The sequence below is a fragment of the Streptomyces sp. NPDC045021 genome, from assembly GCF_056432645.1.
The window spans coordinates 578,634-597,104 of record NZ_JBWKIQ010000001.1 but is presented as its reverse complement, the minus strand read 5'-3'; the positions used below and the strand labels follow the sequence as shown (position 1 = coordinate 597,104).

Here is an 18,471-nt window from a genome sequence, read left to right as displayed (position 1 = left end):
CAGTTGTGAAGATCGCCGTCACCGGATCCATTGCGACCGACCATCTGATGTTCTACCCCGGCCGCTTCACCGAGCAGTTGCTCGCCGACCGGCTCGACAAGGTATCTCTTTCCTTCCTCGCCGACGACCTGGAGGTCCGGCGGGGCGGGGTGGCGGCCAATATCGCCATCGGCCTGGGACGGCTGGGAATCCGGCCCCTGCTGGTCGGGGCGGCGGGCGTCGACTTCGCGGAGTACAGGCAGTGGCTCGAGGGCAACGACGTCGACACCGCCTCGGTACGGGTGAGCGAGACCCGGCACACCGCGCGCTTCGTCTGCACCACCGACGCGGACCAGAACCAGATCGCGACCTTCTACGCGGGCGCGATGTCCGAGGCCCGGGAGATCGCCCTCGCCCCGGTCGTGGAACGGGCCGGTGGTCTCGATCTGGTCGTGGTGTCGCCCAACGACCCGGACGCGATGCTCCGGCACACCGCGGAATGCCGTGAGTTGGGCATCCCGTTCGCCGCCGATCCCTCGCAGCAGCTCGCCCGTCTCGACGGACCTTCGGCACGGCAGTTGGTGACCGGTGCGACCTACCTGTTCACCAACGACTACGAGGCTTCGCTGCTCCAGGAGCGCACGGGATGGACCCACTCCCAGCTGCTCGACCAGGTCGGCACCTGGGTGACCACCCGCGGCGCCGACGGTGTGGACATCGCGCGGGCCGGCGAGCCGACCCTCTCCGTGTCCGCGGTTCCGGACGCCACGGTGGTGGATCCCACGGGAGTCGGTGACGCCTTCCGGTCGGGCTTCCTGGCAGGCGTCGCCTGGAAGTGGTCCGACATCCGCTCCGCCCAGCTCGGCTGCGCGCTGGCCTCAGTGGTGCTGGAATCCATCGGGACCCAGGAGTACGAGATCTCACCGGCCGAGCTCACCGCCCGTATCCAGATCGCCCACGGCGACGAGGCGGCCGATGCGATCGAGCCCCAACTGGTGGGCGTGTCATGAGCGCGGCCGCCCGGTCGGACGCGCTGCGTCGGGCATTCGCCACCCGGGTGGTGGTGGCCGACGGCGCGATGGGCACGATGCTGCAGGCCCAGGACCCCTCGATGGACGACTTCGAGAACCTGGAAGGGTGCAACGAGGTTCTGAACGTCACCCGTCCGGACATCGTGCGGTCGGTGCACGAGGAGTACTTCGCGGCGGGTGTCGACTGCGTCGAGACCAACACCTTCGGCGCCAACCTCGCGGCACTGGGGGAGTACGACATCCCCGAACGGATCCACGAACTGTCCCTGACGGGTGCCCGGTTGGCCCGTGAGGTGGCGGACGGTTTCGCGACGCCCGACCGGCCGCGCTGGGTGCTCGGCTCCGTCGGCCCCGGCACCAAGCTGCCCACGCTCGGCCACGCACCGTACGTGGCGCTGCGGGACGGCTACGAGGCGAATGTGGCCGGTCTCGTCGAGGGCGGCGCGGACGCGATCCTGGTGGAGACCACTCAGGACCTGCTGCAGACCAAGGCCGCCATCCTCGGCGCGCACCGCGCTCTGCGGAAACTCGGAAGCAACCTGCCCATCATCACGCATGTGACCGTCGAGACGACGGGCACGATGCTGCTGGGCTCCGAGATCGGTGCGGCGCTGACGGCGCTGGAGCCGCTCGGTATCGACATGATCGGTCTGAACTGCGCCACCGGACCGGCCGAGATGGGCGAGCACCTTCGCTATCTGTCGCAGCATGCCCGTATCGCCGTTTCGTGCATGCCCAACGCCGGCCTGCCGGTGCTGGGCAAGGACGGCGCGCACTACCCGCTGTCGCCGGAGGAACTGGCCGACGCACACGAGTCGTTCGTGCGGGAGTACGGGCTGTCCCTGGTCGGCGGCTGCTGCGGGACGACACCTGAGCACCTGCGGCGGGTCGTGGAGCGGGTGCGTGGCCTGGACCTGTCGCCGCGCAACCCGCGCCCCGAACCGGGTGCCGCCTCGCTCTACCAGACGGTGCCGTTCAAGCAGGACGCATCGTATCTCGCGATCGGCGAGCGGACGAACGCCAACGGATCGAAGAAGTTCCGCGAGGCCATGCTCGAAGGCCGCTGGGACGACTGCGTCGAGATGGCCCGCGACCAGATCCGCGAGGGCGCCCACCTGCTGGACCTGTGCGTGGACTACGTCGGCCGCGACGGTGCGCTCGACATGAGTGAGATCGCGGGCCGTTTCGCGACGGCGTCGACGTTGCCCATCGTGCTGGACTCCACCGAAGTGCCGGTCCTGCGTGCCGGGCTGGAGAAGCTCGGCGGCCGGGCCGTCATCAACTCCGTCAACTACGAGGACGGTGACGGCCCCGAGTCACGTTTCGCGCAGGTCACCGCACTGGCCTCGGAGCACGGCGCCGCGCTGATCGCGCTGACGATCGACGAGCAGGGCCAGGCCCGAACCCCCGAGCATAAGGTCGCCATCGCCGAGCGCCTCATCACGGATCTGACCACCAACTGGGGCATCCATGAGTCCGACATCCTGGTGGACTGTCTGACGTTCACCATTGCGACCGGTCAGGAGGAGTCCCGCAAGGACGGGATCGCGACGATCGAGGCGATCAGGGAGCTGAAGCGCCGCCACCCGCTGGTGCAGACGACGCTGGGCCTGTCGAACATCTCCTTCGGGCTCAACCCGGCCGCCCGTGTCGTACTGAACTCCGTGTTCCTCAACGAATGCGTGGCGGCAGGTCTGGACTCCGCGATCGTGCACGCCGCGAAAATCGTGCCGATCGCTCGTATCCCCGAGGAGCAGCGGGAGATCGCTCTCGATCTGGTCTATGACCGGCGCCGTGAGGGCTACGACCCGCTGCAGGCCTTCCTGGAGGCCTTCGAGGGCGTCGACATGAAGTCCGTCAAGGCCGGCCGGGCCGAGGAGTTGGCCGCGCTGCCGCTGGACGAGCGGTTGCAGCGGCGGATCATCGACGGTGAGAAGAACGGCCTGGACCGGGACCTGGACGAGGCGCTCGCGACCCGCCCGGCTCTGGCGATCGTCAATGACACGCTGCTGGAGGGCATGAAGGTCGTCGGTGAGCTGTTCGGTTCCGGGCAGATGCAGTTGCCGTTCGTGCTGCAGTCCGCGGAGGTCATGAAGGCCGCGGTCGCCTACCTCGAACCGCACATGGAGAAGTCCGATGCGGAGGGCAAGGGCACGATCGTGCTGGCCACCGTGCGCGGTGACGTCCATGACATCGGTAAGAACCTCGTCGACATCATCCTGTCCAACAACGGCTACAACGTGGTGAACCTGGGGATCAAGCAGCCGGTGGCGGCGATCCTGGACGCGGCGACCGAGCACAAGGCCGACGTGATCGGCATGTCGGGACTCCTCGTGAAGTCCACGGTGATCATGAAGGAGAACCTCCAGGAGCTCAACCAGCGCAAGATGGCCGCCGACTACCCCGTCATCCTCGGCGGCGCCGCCCTGACCCGCGCCTACGTCGAGCAGGACCTGCACGAGATCTACGAGGGCGAAGTCCGATACGCCCGTGACGCGTTCGAGGGCCTGCGGCTGATGGACGCGCTGATCGCCGTCAAGCGCGGGGTGCCGGGAGCGACGTTGCCGGAGTTGAAGCAGCGCCGCGTCGCCGCCCGTCCGGCCGTCGTCATCGAGGAGCCGGACGAGGAACGCGGCTCGGTCCGGTCGAACGTGGCCACCGACAACCCGGTCCCCACCCCGCCGTTCTGGGGCAGCCGCATCATCAAGGGCACGCCGCTCAAGGACTACGCGGCCTGGGTGGACGAGGCCGCCCTCTTCAAGGGCCAGTGGGGCCTGAAGTCGGCCCGCGGCAGCGGTCCTTCGTACGAGGAATTGGTGGAGACCGAGGGCCGGCCACGGTTGCGGATGTGGCTGGACCGGCTGCACACCGAGAACATGCTCGAAGCGGCCATCGTCTACGGTTACTTCCCCTGCGTGTCCAAGGGCGACGACCTGATCATCCTCGGCGAGGACGGCAGCGAGCGGACCCGTTTCACCTTCCCGCGCCAGCGCCGCGGGCGCCGGCTGTGCCTGGCGGACTTCTTCCGCCCGGAGGACTCCGGCGAGACCGACGTCATCGAGATGCAGGTCGTCACCGTCGGCAACCGGGTCTCGGTCGCGGCGAACGAGATCTTCGCCGCGAACGCCTACCGCGACTACATGGAACTGCACGGACTGTCCGTCCAGTTGACCGAGGCGCTGGCGGAGTACTGGCACGGACGCGTCAGGTCCGAGCTGGGCATCGCCTCAGCGGATCCGGACAACCTGGACGCGATGTTCCGCACCGAGTACCAGGGCTGCCGCTATTCGCTCGGCTACCCGGCCTGCCCGAACCTGGAGGACCGCGCCAAGATCATGGACCTGCTCCAGCCGGAACGCATCGGGGTCAACCTCTCCGAGGAGTTCCAGCTGCACCCCGAGCAGTCCACCGACGCGATCGTCATCCACCACCCGGAAGCCAGCTACTTCAACGCTCATGGAGGCCCCTTATGAGCACGCTGCGCGAAATCCTGGCATCGGGAACCCGGTCCTTCTCCTTCGAGTTCTTCCCGCCGAAGACGGACGCGGGCGAGCGCTCCCTGTGGGACACGATCCGGCGTATCGAGGCCGTCGGGCCCACCTTCGTGTCGGTCACCTACGGCGCCGGCGGCTCGTCCCGTACCCGGACCATAGCGGTCACCGAGCGGATCGCCGCGCAGACGAGTCTGCGCCCGGTGGCCCATCTGACCGCGGTAGGGCACTCGATCGGTGAGCTGCGGCGCATCATCGGGCAGTACGCCGACGCCGGCGTCCGGGACGTCCTGGTGCTGCGCGGCGACCCGCCCGGCGACCCGCGCGGCGCTTGGGTGCCGCACCCGGACGGGCTCAACCACGCCCGGGAACTGGTCGCGCTGGTCAAGGGGTCGGGGAACTTCAGCATCGGTGTGGCGGCCTTCCCCGAGCGCCACCCGCGCTCACCCGACTGGGAGACCGAGGTCCGGCACTTCGTCGCCAAGGCGCGGGCCGGGGCCGACTACGCCATCACCCAGATGTTCTTCCGGGCCGAGGACTACTTCAGGCTCCGGGACCGGGTGGCCGCCGCGGGCTGCGATCTGCCGATCATCCCGGAGATCATGCCCGCCACCGACGTCCGGCAGATCCGGCGCTTCGCCGAGCTGAGCAATGCGACGTTCCCGGACGATCTGGCGGCCCAGTTGGCGGCGGCCGAGCACGACCCGGACGTCGCCCACCGGATCGGGGTCGACCACGCGACCCGGTTGGCCCAGCGCCTGCTCGACGCCGGCGCTCCGGGGCTCCACTACATCACCCTCAATCGGTCCACGGCCGCCTTGGACATCCACCGAAACATTAGGAGTGCAGATGCCGTCCCTCACCGCCGCTGATTTCAAGGTCGCGGACATCTCCCAGGCCGCTTACGGCCGCAAGGAGATCACGCTGGCCGAGCACGAGATGCCCGGCCTGATGTCGATCCGTGCCGAGTACGCCGAGGCGCAGCCGCTGGCCGGCGCCCGCATCACCGGCTCGCTGCACATGACGATCCAGACCGCCGTCCTCATCGAGACCCTGGTCGCCCTGGGTGCCGAGGTCCGCTGGGCGTCCTGCAACATCTTCTCCACCCAGGACCACGCCGCCGCCGCCATCGCGGTCGGCCCGAACGGCACCCCCGAGAACCCGCAGGGTGTGCCGGTCTTCGCCTGGAAGGGCGAGAGCCTGGAGGAGTACTGGTGGTGCACGGAGCAGGCGCTGACCTGGCCGAACACCCCCACCGGTGGCCCGAACATGATCCTGGACGACGGCGGCGACGCCACGCTCCTCATCCACAAGGGCGTCGAGTTCGAGAAGGCCGGCGAGGTCCCGGCCACCACCGCCGACGACTCCGAGGAGTACGGCCACATCCTCCAGCTCCTCCGCCGCACCATCGGTGAGAACTCCCAGAAGTGGACGCAGCTGTCGTCGGAGATCCGCGGCGTCACGGAGGAGACCACCACCGGTGTTCACCGCCTGTACGAGATGATGCAGGAGGGCTCGCTGCTCTTCCCGGCCATCAACGTCAATGACGCGGTCACCAAGTCGAAGTTCGACAACAAGTACGGCTGCCGCCACTCCCTGATCGACGGCATCAACCGTGCCACCGACGTCCTGATCGGCGGCAAGGTAGCCGTCGTTCTCGGTTACGGCGACGTGGGCAAGGGCTGTGCGGAGTCGCTGCGCGGCCAGGGCGCCCGCGTGGTGATCACCGAGATCGACCCGATCTGCGCACTGCAGGCGGCGATGGACGGCTACCAGGTCGCCACCCTCGACGACGTCGTCGAGATCGCCGACATCTTCATCACCACGACCGGCAACAAGGACATCATCATGGCCGCCGACATGGCCAAGATGAAGCACCAGGCCATCGTCGGCAACATCGGCCACTTCGACAACGAGATCGACATGGCCGGCCTGGCCAAGATCCCGGGCATCGTCAAGGACGAGGTCAAGCCCCAGGTCCACACCTGGAAGTTCACCGACGGCAAGGTCCTGATCGTGCTGTCCGAGGGCCGTCTGCTGAACCTCGGCAACGCCACCGGTCACCCCTCGTTCGTGATGTCCAACTCCTTCGCGGACCAGACGCTGGCCCAGATCGAGCTGTTCACCAAGCAGAGCGAGTACCCCACCGGCGTCTACGTGCTCCCCAAGCACCTGGACGAGAAGGTCGCCCGTCTGCACCTGGACGCCCTCGGCGTCCGGCTGACCACGCTCCGCCCGGAGCAGGCCGCCTACATCGGCGTCCCGGTCGAGGGCCCCTACAAGGCGGACCACTACCGCTACTGAACCATCGGCGCAGTCCGGCAAACCGACAAGGAAACCATGAGCATCTTCGAGCTGGAACGACAGATGACCGGTGCTCCACCGGAAATCGTGCCGCCCTCGTCACCGAACCTGGACCCGGACTCCGTCGACCTGCCAGCCGGGACCGCGACCGCTCCGGCGCCCGCGGACATGCTCGGCCGGATCGCCGAACTGGAAGGCCGCAAGGCGGAGGCGGAAGCGGGGCCGAGCGAGCAGGCCACCCGCAACCAGCACGACCGCGGGAAGTTCACCGCCCGCGAGCGGCTGGAACTGCTCTTCGACGAGGGCACGTTCAACGAGGTCGAGCCCTTCCGCAGGCACCGTGCGACAGGGTTCGGCCTGGAGGCCCGCAGGCCCTACACCGATGGAGTGGTGACGGGCTGGGGCAAGGTGCACGGCCGTATCGTCTTCGCCTACGCGCATGACTTCCGGATCTTCGGCGGTGCGCTCGGCGAGGCGCACGCCGAGAAGATCCACAAGTTGATGGATCTCGCCGAGTCCTCCGGCGCCCCGCTGGTCAGTCTCAACGACGGCGCGGGCGCCCGGATCCAGGAGGGCGTCACCGCGCTGGCCGGGTACGGCGGGATCTTCTCCCGCAACACCCGGTCCTCCGGGGTGATCCCGCAGATCAGTGTGATGCTCGGCCCGTGCGCGGGCGGCGCCGCGTACTCGCCGGCGCTCACCGATTTCGTGTTCATGGTGCGCGGGACGTCACAGATGTTCATCACGGGGCCCGATGTGGTGCACGCGGTCACCGGCGAGGAGGTCACGCAGGAGGTACTCGGCGGCGCCGACACCCACGCGGCGACCTCGGGTGTCGCGGCGTTCGCCTACGACAACGAGGACGAGTGCCTGGAGGAGGTCAGGTTCCTGCTCTCGTTGCTGCCCGCCAACAACCGCGAGCTGCCGCCGGTCTGGCCCTGTGACGACCCGGTCGACCGCCCCAACGACGTGTTGGTGGATCTGGTGCCGGCCGATCCGACGCAGTCGTACGACATGCGGGCCGTCATCGAGGAGATCGTCGATGAGGGCGACCTGTTCGAGGTCCATGAGCGCTGGGCCACCAACGTGGTGTGCGCACTGGCCCGTATCGGCGGCAATGTCGTCGGTATCGTCGCCAACCAGCCGGCCTCGATGGCCGGAGCACTGGACATCCAGGCTTCGGAGAAGGCGGCCAGGTTCGTGCAGACCTGCGACGCGTTCAACATCCCGCTGATCACCTTGGTCGACGTGCCGGGCTTCCTGCCCGGCAGGGACCAGGAGCACAACGGCATCATCCGGCACGGTGCCAAGTTGCTGTACGCGTACTGCAACGCGACCGTTCCACGCATTCAGGTGATCGTGCGCAAGGCGTACGGGGGCGCGTACATCGTCATGGATTCGCGCTCCATCGGCGCCGACCTCTCCTTCGCCTGGCCGAGCAACGAGATCGCGGTGATGGGAGCCGAGGGCGCCGCGAACGTGGTGTTCCGACGTCAGATCGCGGCGTCGGAGGATCCGGAGGCCACCCGGCAGCTGCTGGTCGAGGAGTATCGCCAGGAGTTGGTACACCCCTACTACGCGGCGGAGCGCGGGCTGGTCGACGATGTGATCGACCCCCGCTGGACCCGGCGCACACTGGCCCGCTCCCTGGAGATGCTGCGGTCCAAGCAGCAGGTCCTGCCGGCCCGCAAGCACGGGAACCCCCCGGTATGAGCGAGCGATGGGCGGTGGAGCGCGGCGACGTCGGCCAGGAGGAGCTGGCGGCCCTGGCGGTGGTCCTGGCGAGTCTCTCGACGCGCGCGCAGGTACCCGGGCCCGAGACCGAACCCTCCCGCGCCGCATGGCGCCAGGGCTACGGGTACCAGAGCGCCGGCTCCTGGCGGGCGGCCGGACGATGACGCCGGGCCCGCCGGCCGCGGCGCGGTGGAGGGCGCGCGGGTTGCAGCCACCCTCCATGGCTGTTCGAGCGGGAGTGCCGACCCTGGCACTCCCGCGCGTCGGACTTCAGGAGCGGAGAGGACGGCAAGGATGACGAAGGCGCCCTGGGACAAGGCGTTCGACGAAATACTGAGATCCAGCCTTCCCCTGCTGAAGCAGGACGAGGCGCTGCTGCCGAGCACGCCGCTGTCCGAGTACGGTCTGGACTCGATGGGGATGATGCAGCTCATCGCCAGGCTGGAGACCTCGCACCGGGTGACGTTTCCGCCCGGCACGATGCCTTCCTCCGCGTTCGCCAACCCGGGAGTGCTCTGGGGCATGGTGCAGGCCGCACAGCAGGCGACGGAGTGGGGGGAGCCGGACGGCGGGCACCGCGGTCCCGCACATCGGCGCCGGACCGGGCTCGCCGGCTGGTCGGAGCACGGTTCCCGGGGGACGGTCGCCGGGGCGTCCTGGCAGTACTGAGAACAGGGTCCCGCACGCGAATCGCGCCCCGCCGGTGACACGGACCCGGCGGGGCGTACCCGTGTGCCGGGAACTACCCGTCGAGTTCGGCGCGAACGCCTTCCAGGACAGCGTGCAGGGCCCGGGCGTTGACCTTGGGTGCGATCATCGGCACCGGCCGCCCGGCGAGCAGGGCCTCGCTGTCGGCGACCATCGACGTGACGTCGCCGCAGCCGTCCTCGATCCACTGCTCCATGCGCATGCGTACGGCGATCCGCAGTTCGTCGCTGATCCCGGTCCAGTCGAACATCGGCAGTTCCGCGGTGAGGACCGGGATGCGCAGTGTCCGCTCGATGTACAGGCCGGCCGCCTCGCTGTCCGTGATGCCGATCTGTGCTGCCGCGAAGTAGGAATAGGTGCGCGGGCCGAGATGGTGTGTCCACTCCACCTCGTCGAGCGGGGCGTCGGGGAACGCGCCGGCCGGCGCGGAGGCGAGCAGCCGCTCGGCCTCGGGCCACCGGCGGTTGCCGTACATGTAGGGGATCCGGGAGAACGCGTCGTTGTGGACGAGGATCAGTGCCGCGGGGGCGGCCAGCCGCACCAGCCGGCGGAAGTCGGCGGCATGGTGCTGGGCGGGTGTGACCGGAACGGCGGTGTGCGCGAACTCCGTCTGCTCCTCCAGCGGCTGCAGATAGCCGGTCCGCAGGAACTCCCGGAAGTCGCACGGCAACGGGAAGCACCGGTCGGCGGGCGGCGGATCCACCGGCCAGACCGCCGCCACCTGCCCGCACCCGTCGGCCAGCTTCTGCAGCGGCCGGTGCAGGGCGTACCCCAGCGGTTCGTTGGCGTGCGGCATCAGCGCCAGGGCGATCACGGGATCGCCCGAGCCGAACCACTCGATGGTCATCTGCGGGCGGCCGGGCCAGGCGTACTCGGCGTCGTCGAGCGGAAGCCGGTAGCGGGGCCGAGAGATCCATTCCATGGAGGCACTCACCAGATGCTGTAGCCGCCGTCCACGACGAGTACGTGGCCGGTGACGTGGTCGGACATGGCGGAGGCGAGGAAGAGCAGCGGTCCGTTGAGCGCGTCGGCGGGGCCGACCCTGCCGTCCGGCATGAAGCGCTCCTGGAAGCGCCGGCCCGCCGCGGAGGCGAAGTAGGCGGCGTTCTTGGGGCCTTCGAGATAGCCGGGGGCGAGCACGTTGATCTGCACGCCGGACGCCGCGTATTCGAGTGCGGCGCTGCGGGTGAAGCCGATGAGGGCGGCCTTGGCCGCCGCGTAGGCCGGGACGGTGGGGACCGGGTGCAGGGCCAGGACCGAGGAGACGTTGATGATCTTTCCCCGGCCGCGGGCCGCCATCCGCGGCGCGAAGCGGCGGCACAGCCCCGCGGCCGTCTTCAGGTTGATGTCGAGCATCCGGTCGATCAGCTCGTCGTCGGTACCGGCGAGCGGCCGGGCGTCGCCCGCGCCGACGTTGTTGACCAGCACATCGGCATCGCAGCAGTCGGCGGCCGCGTCCTGGACGTCCTGGTCGCAGAGGTCGCCGCACAGGTGGTCGGCGAGGATCCCGGCCTTGCGCATCTCGCGCAGCGGTTCCTCGTTGCGGTCGATGCCGACGACCGCGGCGCCCGCCGCGGTGAAGGCGGCGGCCGCCTCCCGGCCCACCGCTCCGGCGGCGCCGGTGAGCACCACCTTGCGGCCGTCCAACGACCAGAGATCCGGGCCGGTCATACGGCGCCCTCCTTCTCACCGGCCGGCGCACCGGCCCGCCACCGCCGTGCGGCTCCGGACCGGACCACCAGCGTCGCCCCGGCGCCCGAGAAGAGCAGCGCGCAGACCAGCGCCAGCCCGTCCGGCTCCAGCCGGGCGACCAGGATGCCGAGGAACGGGGCCAGGACGGCGAACCCCAGGCTCGACGCCGTGGTGACCACGCTCATCGCGGTGGCGTCGCCGCGGTCAGCGAGATCCCGCAGCACCAGGGCCCGGTACGAGGGCAACAGCCGTCCCTGGGCGCACTGCACGACCAGGATCCCGGCCAGGACGAGGGTCACCGACGCCGAGGCGAGGGCGGCGGACGCGGCGACCGCGGCCAGCACCACCGATCCGGTGCCGAGCCCGTCCGGCGCCAGGTGCAGCAGCAGCGCGGCCCCCAGCGCCACGGCGGCGGCGACCAGGCCGACCAGCCGCTCGTCGATCCCGGCCGCCACCACGTACACGGGCATCAGGTACAGCAGGATCGAGAAGGCCGTCCCGGTCAGCACCATCGCGGTCAGGTCCCAGCGCAGTCCGGCCGTCTCGCGAACGGCGCGCGCGACCCCGGTCAACTGGGCTGCAAGACCCGGGCGTTCCCCGTCCGGCGCCGCGCCGCGTACGTCCGGAACCGTCAGGACCAGGCCGACGGTCAGGCACAGCACGATCCCGCTCGCCACGAAGGTGGCCCGCAGCGAGATCAGCGAGAAGGCGCTGGCGGCGGCGAAGACCACCGCGTTCCAACCCAGCGCCCCGGCCTGGAACAGCCGCTCCCCGGACTCGAATTCCGCGTCGCGTCCTGCCCGGCGCAGCAGGGCACCGGCCAGGCCCGCGTCACTGCCCTGGGTGAGCGCGGTGGCCGCCGCGAACAGCGGCTGCACCAGCCAGAAGACCAGCGCGTGCGGCCAGCAGCCCAGCAGCAGCGCGGCGGCGCCCTCCGCGCCGGCCCCGATGGCCAGCGCCTGGCGCGGACCGATCCGGTCGGCGAGCAGCCCGGCGGGCAGGTCCACCAGCACGATCAGCAGCGCGAAGACGGCCTCGATGACCAGAAGAGTGCCCAGCGACACCCCGACCTGGCGGGCGTACAGCACGATGTAGGGGAGGAAGAAGTAGCTGCGCAGCAGCAGCCGCGCGCCCAGCAGGCGTCCGTACGCGGCGGGCCAGGGGCGGTTCACCGGCGGGCTCCGGACGGGCTCAGCGCCTCCCAGCTGCCGGGCTCCTTCACATCGAGCCAGATCAGCTCCCGGTAGACGCCCTTGTAGTACGAGCAGTGCTCCGACTCACGGTCGAGCCGCTTGAAGTGCGTGTAGCTCTTGTGCACGCAGCCGCCGTGGCACATCTGCTTCCAGGTGCACTTCGCGCACTCGTCGATCTCCTCGACATGCCGATCGCGGAGCTGTCGCACCACGGGGCTGGTGTCGAGCACGTCCCGGATGGTCTCGGTGCGCAGGTTGCCGATGACGAACTCCGGCTTGCCGACCATCTCCTCGCACGGGTAGAGGTCGCCGTTGGTGTCGACGGTGATCATGTTGACCCCGGCACCGCACGGGTTGCGCATGCACATGTACTCGCGCTTGAAGGAGCGCAGCGAACCCAGCTCGCCGGCGTTGAGGTTGGCCAGCGGGACGGTGGGGGCGCCGGACCGCCCGAGGCGGGCCACATGCCGGACGACGCCGAGGTACGCGGCCAGGTACCGGTCGCCGGTGAGCCACTGCTCCAGGCCGGCCTTCCCGGTGGTGAACACCGGCAGGAAACGTACGCTCGCGACGTCCAGCGCGGCCATCGAGTCGTACATCTCGACGATGCGGTCCGCGGTGCCCGCGTGCACGACGCAGACCGCGTGCACCGCGATCCCCAGCTCCTGCAGCCTGCGGATGCCGCGCACGACGCCCCGGTACGAGCCCTTGCCCGCGTGGTCCACCCGGAACTCGTCGTGCGTCCCGGGGGTGCCGTCCAGGGAGACGCGGACCGAGAAGTCGTTGTCGGCGAGGAACCGGCACACCTGCGGCGACAGGTTGTAGGCATTGGTCTGGATGGAGAAGCGGACCTTTTTCCCCGCGCGGGCGTACACCTGCTGGGCGTGCGCGGTGACCTCGCGGATGGCCGGCATGGCCATGGTGGGCTCGCCGCCGTGGAACTCGAAACTGGTGAACCGGGTCGGCATCTCGGCGAGTTCGTCGACCGCCTTGCACATCACCTCGGCGGAGAGCTGCTCCCGGGGGATGCCCTCCTCGATGGTGTAGCAGTAGGTGCACGCCAGGTTGCACCAGTTGTGCACATGGAAGATGCCCAGTACCGGATAGCTGTTGTGGGCGGCCTTCGGGGAGATCAGTTCCAGGCCGGGGGCGGGGCGGGTGGCCGAGGTGCCGCGCACCCGCTCGTCCAGCTCCAGCAGCCCGCGGTCGAAGAGCTCCCGGACGGTGTCGTGGGAGACGCGGGCGATCGGGTCACCCAGCGCGTACAGGTCGCTGAGGGAGGCGGGGCCGTTCGCGTCGAGATGTGCGAGCAGGGCCAGTGCGCCGGCGTCCTCGGTGACCGTCCAGCCACCGGTGCCGGGCGCGACCACCAGTGTCTTCCCCGTGGCTACGCCGTCGCCGGCTTCGAGCTGGAGGTGGTCGGAGACCCCGATCCGGGTGTCCGGCGCCAGGTCGATCGGCATGTGGCGGCCTTCCCTTCCCTACCGTCCGGCTTCCGTTCGGTCCGCGTGGTGCCGCGCCGCCACTTCCGGCCGGTGCCGGCAGGGGTGCGGCGCGGGCGTGCCCGCCCATGGCGTACGGGCACGCCCCTCGTTGTGCCGTTGCTCAGGTGGCCACCCAGGAGGGCTCCACCGACTCCTCGTTCTGCTCCGACTCCTCCAGCTCTTCCGGCTTGCTGGAGGGGGACGACATCTTCTTCTCCGACATGAGATTCACCTCCTCCTCGATCCGTGGGACGGGTAGGTGAGGGGAAGGTGGCGAACGGCTCTCGAGCCGGGGTCGGGAGGTGCTGGACGTGCAGGTGGGTCACGGCAGCGGCTGGGGCGGCGTGGGTCCGGTGTAGTGGCCACTGGGACGCAGCCGCAGCGGGCGCTCCTGGTACTCCTCCAGCGCGTGGGCGATCCAGCCGGCGGTGCGGGCCACCGCGAAGACCGCCTCGCCCGCCTCCGCAGGCATGCCGGCCGAGACCGACAGCACGGCGAGCGCGAGATCGACGTTGGCGTGCAGCGGGGTGTACCGCGCGGTCGTCTCCACCACTTCGCGGGCGGCGGTGAGTGCGGGGGCCGCCTGCGGCAGGTCCTCGAGGAGACCGAACAGCATCCGGGCACGCGGGTCCTCGCCCGGGTACAGGCGGTGGCCGAGCCCCGGGATCCGGCGGCCTTCGCGCAGGTGGTCGGCGACGACCGCCGCTGCGCTGCCGCGTTCCAGCACCTCGGTCAGCAGCCGGTGCGCGAGGCCGCTGGCGGCTCCGTGGAGCGGTCCGTCGACCGCGCCGAGGCCCGCGGAGACGACGGCGTACGGGTGGGCGCGCGCGGAGGCCGCGACCCGGGCGGCGAGGGTGGAGGCGGCCAGGTCGTGGTCGATGAGGAGGGTGAGCGCGGCGTCCAGTACGCGCACCGACGCCTGGTCGGCGGCGTGCCGGGTGAGCCGGGGCCAGAGCCGCGCGGCCAGCGCGGTCTCCGGCTCGTCCGCCGCGTCCGTCTGCCGTACGGGCAGGGCGCCGACCAGGGTGGCGATGAGGGCGGGAGCGGCGGCGAGCACGGTGGGCGCCGCCAGGTCGAACCGCAACGGATCGGTGACGGCCGCCGCGATCACCGCCGCCCGCAGCCGGTCCACCAGCCCGCTGTGCCCGGGCAGCGCCTCGACGGCCCGGCGCGCGGCGGCGAGGCTCTCGTGCGGTGCGGTGAAGCGGATGCCCGGCGTCAGTTCGCCGGTCCACAGCCACGCCGCGGTCTCCTCGTAGCCGTAACGGGCGGCGAGGGCGCAGGCGTCGACGCCGCGGAAGTAATAGCGGTCGGTGTCGATGAGGGTGATGCCGGTTCTGGCGGTCAGGTCCCACGGGCCGTCGCCAGCGGAGGAGCCGGCGGCCCGGTCCGCCGCCGTGCCGTCGCCGCCCGGCCGGCCGCGTCCGGACCGGCGGGCGAGCGCGTCCACCTCGTCGGCATCGAAGGTGCTGCCGCGCCCGCCGGGTGCGCGCCGGCTGGTGAGCAGTCCGCGGCTGACGTACGCATAGACCGTCTCGGGCTTGACCCCGAGCCGGACGGCCGTCTCCCGGGTACTCAGCCGCTTTCCGCTCCCGCTCGTTCCGCCCGCCGCGTCGTCCGTCATGCGCCTCACCGTATCCATATTGATTCAATCAACGTTGACAAGCATTGAATCAATCATAGACAGTCGAATCAACATTCAGGGAGGAAAACCATGGCCACCACCGAGCGGAACGCCCCGATCGATGTACCCCGCGGACTGAAGGGAGTGGTCGTCACCGAGACCGCCATCGGCGACGTCCGAGGCCTTGAGGGCTTCTATCACTATCGCCAGTACTCGGCCGTCGAACTCGCGCAGACCCGTGGCTTCGAGGATGTCTGGCACCTGATGGTTCACGGCGAACTGCCGGACGCTGCGCAACGCTCCGCCTTCGCCGCGCGGACCACGAACCTGCGCCGCCTGCCCGACGACGTACGCGCGGCACTTCCCGCGGTGGCCGCGGCGAGCGGCCGATCCGGGCCGCTCGCCGGGCTGCGCACCGCGCTGTCACTGCTCGGGGCGTCGAAGGGGTTCCGGCCGGTGTACGACATTGCCCCGGACCGGCGCCGCGCGGACACGATCGAGGCTGCCGCCGCCGTCCCCACGATACTGACGGCGCTGTACCGATTGGGGCAGGGCCTGGAGCCGATCGAGCCGCGCGGGGATCTGCCGTACGCCGCGAACTACCTCTACATGCTGACGGGTTCGGAGCCGACCGAGGATCGGGCGAGGGCGATCGAGCAGTACTTGATCTCGACCATCGACCACGGATTCAACGCGTCAACATTCACGGCGAGGGTCATCACGTCGACAGGTGCGGACGTGGCGGCCGCTCTGGTCGGTGCGGTGGGAGCCCTCTCGGGCCCTCTCCATGGCGGCGCGCCGAGCCGTGCGCTGGACACGCTCGACGCGATCGGCAGCCGCGACCGGATCGACCCCTGGATCCGTGAACGTGTCCTTGCCGGTGACCGCATCATGGGCTTCGGACACCCGATCTATCGCACCGAGGATCCCCGTTCCCGGATGCTTCGCGGCATCGCGGAACGGTTCGGGGGCCAGTTGGTCGACTTCGCGATCGAGGTCGAACAGCACGTGGAGGTGATCCTGGCGGAACTCAAGCCCGGCCGAGAACTCCACACGAACGTGGAGTTCTACGCGGGCGTGGTCATGGAACTGTGCGGCCTCCCGAGGGAGATGTTCACGCCGACGTTCGCGGCGGCACGGGTGGTCGGCTGGAGCGCGAACATCCTCGAACAGGCAGCGGACCCGAAGATCATCCGCCCGGTTGCGCGGTATGTGGGACCGACACCGCCGGCGGCGCTGCCGGCCATGGCCTGAGAACATGCCTGAGGGTCGCTCGCCGGGTTCGCGAGCCCCAGGGCCGCGCGTCACCTGGGGCTGCCCCGCCCCGACCGGGGCGGGCCGGGGTAGCGCACCTCCCGCCGGGAATCCACCTGTGAGATCCGGGGACCTGTGGGCTCACCAGAAGCTCTGGCAGGAGCAGCGGATCTCTACCGTGCGCTTCGTGGTCCACGTTTCGCCTTCGTTGCCGAAGTGGCGTTCGGTGACCGTGTCCTGGCCGATGCCGGCCTGGCAGCTCACTCCCGAGTGTTGTGATCTGCTGTGGCCGCATCCGCGGCATGTTCCGGTGGTGTTGGGACGCCAGTCGTCGGGATAGAAGCCCCGGCAGTCGCAGGGGCCGTCCTCGTTGCTGCAGCGGCCTTCCAGGTGGACCGTCCACAGGTGGCCACACCGGCACCTGGCCACACGATCGTCGCTCATGCGTGCTCCTTCCGGATGGGGACGGTTCCGGCCATGGCCGGAACCGCGGCCGCACCGCGCCCGCCCTGCCCACCCGCATGATCATCACTGACCGTTCGACCGCCGTGCTGCCCGTCAGCAGCGAGGACAGCGCCGCCGGCGCCGTTGTTCTGACCGGGCAGGGCACCCTGACCGCACTGTGCGCCCTGTTCGACAGTGTCTGGAGCGCCGCCCAGCCGTTCGGCGAGGCTGCGACCCAGAACGCCCATGGCCTGAGCCCCCAGGGATGCGCCGCCATCGGTCTGCTCGCCCAGGGCCACACCGACGAGGCCATCGCCAAGCGCCTGGGCGTCTCCCAACGCACCGCACGCCGCATCGCCAGCGAATTGATGGAACGCCTGGGCGCCAGGAGCCGCTTCGAAGCCGGCATGCGCGCTGTGCAACAGGGCTGGCTCCCGCAGACATGACTGTGGTTCGGGTTGCCCCCGATCCCGTGATCGACGTCTGTCTCTGCTTCTCGCTGAGGTGGGGGACAGGGTGGCGTTGGTGTTGAATATGGCTCCATGAGCGGAAGTGGGCGTTCGGCGAGCCGGACGGCGGTGCTGGTCTGTCAGGGGCGGGCGGCCGCGGATGGGATGGCTGCTCCGGGCCGGTTCTCGGATGCGCCGGCGGTGCGACTGCTGAGCGCCGCGGAACGCACGCCCGTTGACGAGGTGCGCGCGAGCACTCCGCCGGCGGGCTGGAAGCAGCGCACCGTGTACGAGAGTGTGCGGGCCTGCGCCGAGGTGGTCGTGCCGCGGACGGTCGCCATCGACGACGCGCTGCGCGTCCTTGTGACCGGCCAGCTCGTGATCCTCGGCGCCGGTCTGGACACACGCGCGTGGCGTCTGCCCGAGCTCGCGCAGACAGATGTGTGGGAGGTCGATCATCCGGCCTCCCAACAGGACAAGTGTGTTCGCCTCACCGAGGCCGGATACCTGCTCCCAGGACCGGATGAGAGCGATGGCCTGGCCGCCGAGCTGCCGGCCATGGCCCGTTCGGTGCGGTTCGCGCCGGTCGATTTCGCGGTAGATGACCTCGGTGCGGCGTTGGATGCCGCCGGGCACGACCCGTCCGCGCCGACGACCTGGCTGTGGGAGGGCGTCGTCCCCTATCTCACGCGCGACGAGGTGCGCGCCACACTGGCGGCACTCGCCGCCCGGACGGCCCCGGGCAGTGCCCTCGTCGTCAACTACCAGGCGCCCTCGGCGAGGGCGGCCGCAGGGCGGCTGCTGACCCGCGTGCTCGGCAGTTCCATCACGTCGGGCGAGCCGTGGCGCTCCCTGTGGAGGCCGAAGCAGATGGCCGTACTGCTCGCGGAGTACGGCCTGCGAGTGGTGTCGGACGACCAACTCCTCGCCCTCGCACACACCCTCGGCGGCCCCGCACGCAGGCGGTCATCCTTGCAGTCCGGTCGAGTAGCCGTCGCAGTGAGCCACTGACGCGAGGCTCTCGGCACCACGGAAGGCCATGGATTCCGGGTCAGCAGGTCGGCGTGTCCGTGCTGACGATCGG

At 70.1% G+C, this 18,471-nt stretch carries 15 protein-coding genes and 1 pseudogene; 10 read left to right on the top strand and 6 right to left on the bottom strand.

Going from position 1 to position 18,471, the window contains the following annotated elements:
- Positions 1-5 precede the first annotated feature (5 nt).
- From AC07DC_RS02730 to AC07DC_RS02700, 7 genes are all read left to right on the top strand, one after another.
- Positions 6-989, top strand: a complete 984-nt coding sequence (locus tag AC07DC_RS02730; protein WP_478911180.1) for a carbohydrate kinase family protein — start codon at positions 6-8, stop codon at positions 987-989.
- Entirely contained in the window at positions 986-4,483 is a 3,498-nt protein-coding gene (metH, locus tag AC07DC_RS02725) for a methionine synthase (protein ID WP_478911179.1), read from the top strand. The genes AC07DC_RS02730 and metH overlap by 4 nt, the downstream gene beginning before the upstream one ends.
- Positions 4,480-5,373 (top strand): methylenetetrahydrofolate reductase [NAD(P)H], encoded by an 894-nt coding sequence (gene metF / locus AC07DC_RS02720; protein ID WP_478911177.1) that lies wholly within the window; start codon positions 4,480-4,482, stop codon positions 5,371-5,373. The genes metH and metF overlap by 4 nt, the downstream gene beginning before the upstream one ends.
- On the top strand, positions 5,351-6,805 hold the full coding sequence (ahcY, locus tag AC07DC_RS02715) for an adenosylhomocysteinase (protein WP_478911175.1): 1,455 nt from the start codon (positions 5,351-5,353) through the stop codon (positions 6,803-6,805). Before metF ends, ahcY begins: the two co-directional genes overlap by 23 nt.
- 168 nt (positions 6,806-6,973) lie before the next feature.
- Positions 6,974-8,518, top strand: a complete 1,545-nt coding sequence (locus tag AC07DC_RS02710; protein WP_478912579.1) for an acyl-CoA carboxylase subunit beta — start codon at positions 6,974-6,976, stop codon at positions 8,516-8,518.
- Positions 8,515-8,703, top strand: a complete 189-nt coding sequence (locus tag AC07DC_RS02705; protein ID WP_138358397.1) for an acyl-CoA carboxylase epsilon subunit — start codon at positions 8,515-8,517, stop codon at positions 8,701-8,703. The genes AC07DC_RS02710 and AC07DC_RS02705 overlap by 4 nt, the downstream gene beginning before the upstream one ends.
- 130 nt (positions 8,704-8,833) lie before the next feature.
- Positions 8,834-9,208 (top strand): acyl carrier protein, encoded by a 375-nt coding sequence (locus tag AC07DC_RS02700; RefSeq protein WP_478911174.1) that lies wholly within the window; start codon positions 8,834-8,836, stop codon positions 9,206-9,208.
- 73 nt (positions 9,209-9,281) lie between these two features.
- Here the strand turns inward: AC07DC_RS02700 and AC07DC_RS02695 are convergent, their stop codons facing one another.
- The 5 genes from AC07DC_RS02695 to AC07DC_RS02675 form a co-directional block, all read right to left on the bottom strand.
- A complete protein-coding gene (locus AC07DC_RS02695) occupies positions 9,282-10,169 on the bottom strand; it encodes a hypothetical protein (RefSeq protein ID WP_478911172.1) in 888 nt (295 codons plus the stop codon).
- Between the two features lie 8 nt (positions 10,170-10,177).
- Positions 10,178-10,918 (bottom strand): SDR family NAD(P)-dependent oxidoreductase, encoded by a 741-nt coding sequence (locus tag AC07DC_RS02690; protein ID WP_478911171.1) that lies wholly within the window; start codon positions 10,916-10,918, stop codon positions 10,178-10,180.
- Positions 10,915-12,111 (bottom strand): MFS transporter, encoded by a 1,197-nt coding sequence (locus AC07DC_RS02685; RefSeq protein WP_478911169.1) that lies wholly within the window; start codon positions 12,109-12,111, stop codon positions 10,915-10,917. Before AC07DC_RS02685 ends, AC07DC_RS02690 begins: the two co-directional genes overlap by 4 nt.
- Positions 12,108-13,595, bottom strand: a complete 1,488-nt coding sequence (locus AC07DC_RS02680) for a radical SAM protein (protein WP_478911167.1) — start codon at positions 13,593-13,595, stop codon at positions 12,108-12,110. The genes AC07DC_RS02685 and AC07DC_RS02680 overlap by 4 nt, the downstream gene beginning before the upstream one ends.
- A 343-nt stretch (positions 13,596-13,938) precedes the next feature.
- A complete protein-coding gene (locus tag AC07DC_RS02675; protein ID WP_478911166.1) occupies positions 13,939-15,240 on the bottom strand; it encodes a citrate/2-methylcitrate synthase in 1,302 nt (433 codons plus the stop codon).
- 90 nt (positions 15,241-15,330) lie between these two features.
- Between AC07DC_RS02675 and AC07DC_RS02670 the strand changes: the two genes are divergently transcribed.
- Entirely contained in the window at positions 15,331-16,494 is a 1,164-nt protein-coding gene (locus tag AC07DC_RS02670) for a citrate synthase (protein WP_478911164.1), read from the top strand.
- A 141-nt stretch (positions 16,495-16,635) separates the two neighbouring features.
- Here the strand turns inward: AC07DC_RS02670 and AC07DC_RS02665 are convergent, their stop codons facing one another.
- Entirely contained in the window at positions 16,636-16,938 is a 303-nt protein-coding gene (locus AC07DC_RS02665; RefSeq protein ID WP_478911162.1) for a hypothetical protein, read from the bottom strand.
- Positions 16,939-16,988: 50 nt separating this feature from the next.
- On the opposite strand from AC07DC_RS02665, the pseudogene AC07DC_RS02660 reads away from it, so the two are divergent.
- Both AC07DC_RS02660 and AC07DC_RS02655 read left to right on the top strand, forming a co-directional pair.
- A pseudogene (locus AC07DC_RS02660) lies at positions 16,989-17,384 on the top strand (helix-turn-helix transcriptional regulator); the annotation flags it as partial.
- Positions 17,385-17,480: 96 nt separating this feature from the next.
- Positions 17,481-18,398 (top strand): class I SAM-dependent methyltransferase, encoded by a 918-nt coding sequence (locus AC07DC_RS02655; RefSeq protein ID WP_478911161.1) that lies wholly within the window; start codon positions 17,481-17,483, stop codon positions 18,396-18,398.
- Positions 18,399-18,471: the final 73 nt, after the last annotated feature.

What these genes read in the sequence shown, in the direction of transcription:
- AC07DC_RS02695 (WP_478911172.1), bottom strand. Translation starts at nt 10,169, where the DNA reads ATGGAATGGATCTCTCGGCCCCGCTACCGGCTTCCGCTCGACGACGCC.
- AC07DC_RS02675 (WP_478911166.1), bottom strand. Translation starts at nt 15,240, where the DNA reads ATGACGGACGACGCGGCGGGCGGAACGAGCGGGAGCGGAAAGCGGCTG.
- metH (WP_478911179.1), top strand. Translation starts at nt 986, where the DNA reads ATGAGCGCGGCCGCCCGGTCGGACGCGCTGCGTCGGGCATTCGCCACC.
- AC07DC_RS02665 (WP_478911162.1), bottom strand. Translation starts at nt 16,938, where the DNA reads ATGAGCGACGATCGTGTGGCCAGGTGCCGGTGTGGCCACCTGTGGACG.
- AC07DC_RS02705 (WP_138358397.1), top strand. Translation starts at nt 8,515, where the DNA reads ATGAGCGAGCGATGGGCGGTGGAGCGCGGCGACGTCGGCCAGGAGGAG.
- metF (WP_478911177.1), top strand. Translation starts at nt 4,480, where the DNA reads ATGAGCACGCTGCGCGAAATCCTGGCATCGGGAACCCGGTCCTTCTCC.
- AC07DC_RS02655 (WP_478911161.1), top strand. Translation starts at nt 17,481, where the DNA reads ATGAGCGGAAGTGGGCGTTCGGCGAGCCGGACGGCGGTGCTGGTCTGT.
- AC07DC_RS02680 (WP_478911167.1), bottom strand. Translation starts at nt 13,595, where the DNA reads ATGCCGATCGACCTGGCGCCGGACACCCGGATCGGGGTCTCCGACCAC.
- AC07DC_RS02710 (WP_478912579.1), top strand. Translation starts at nt 6,974, where the DNA reads ATGCTCGGCCGGATCGCCGAACTGGAAGGCCGCAAGGCGGAGGCGGAA.
- AC07DC_RS02690 (WP_478911171.1), bottom strand. Translation starts at nt 10,918, where the DNA reads ATGACCGGCCCGGATCTCTGGTCGTTGGACGGCCGCAAGGTGGTGCTC.
- ahcY (WP_478911175.1), top strand. Translation starts at nt 5,351, where the DNA reads ATGCCGTCCCTCACCGCCGCTGATTTCAAGGTCGCGGACATCTCCCAG.
- AC07DC_RS02700 (WP_478911174.1), top strand. Translation starts at nt 8,834, where the DNA reads ATGACGAAGGCGCCCTGGGACAAGGCGTTCGACGAAATACTGAGATCC.
- AC07DC_RS02670 (WP_478911164.1), top strand. Translation starts at nt 15,331, where the DNA reads ATGGCCACCACCGAGCGGAACGCCCCGATCGATGTACCCCGCGGACTG.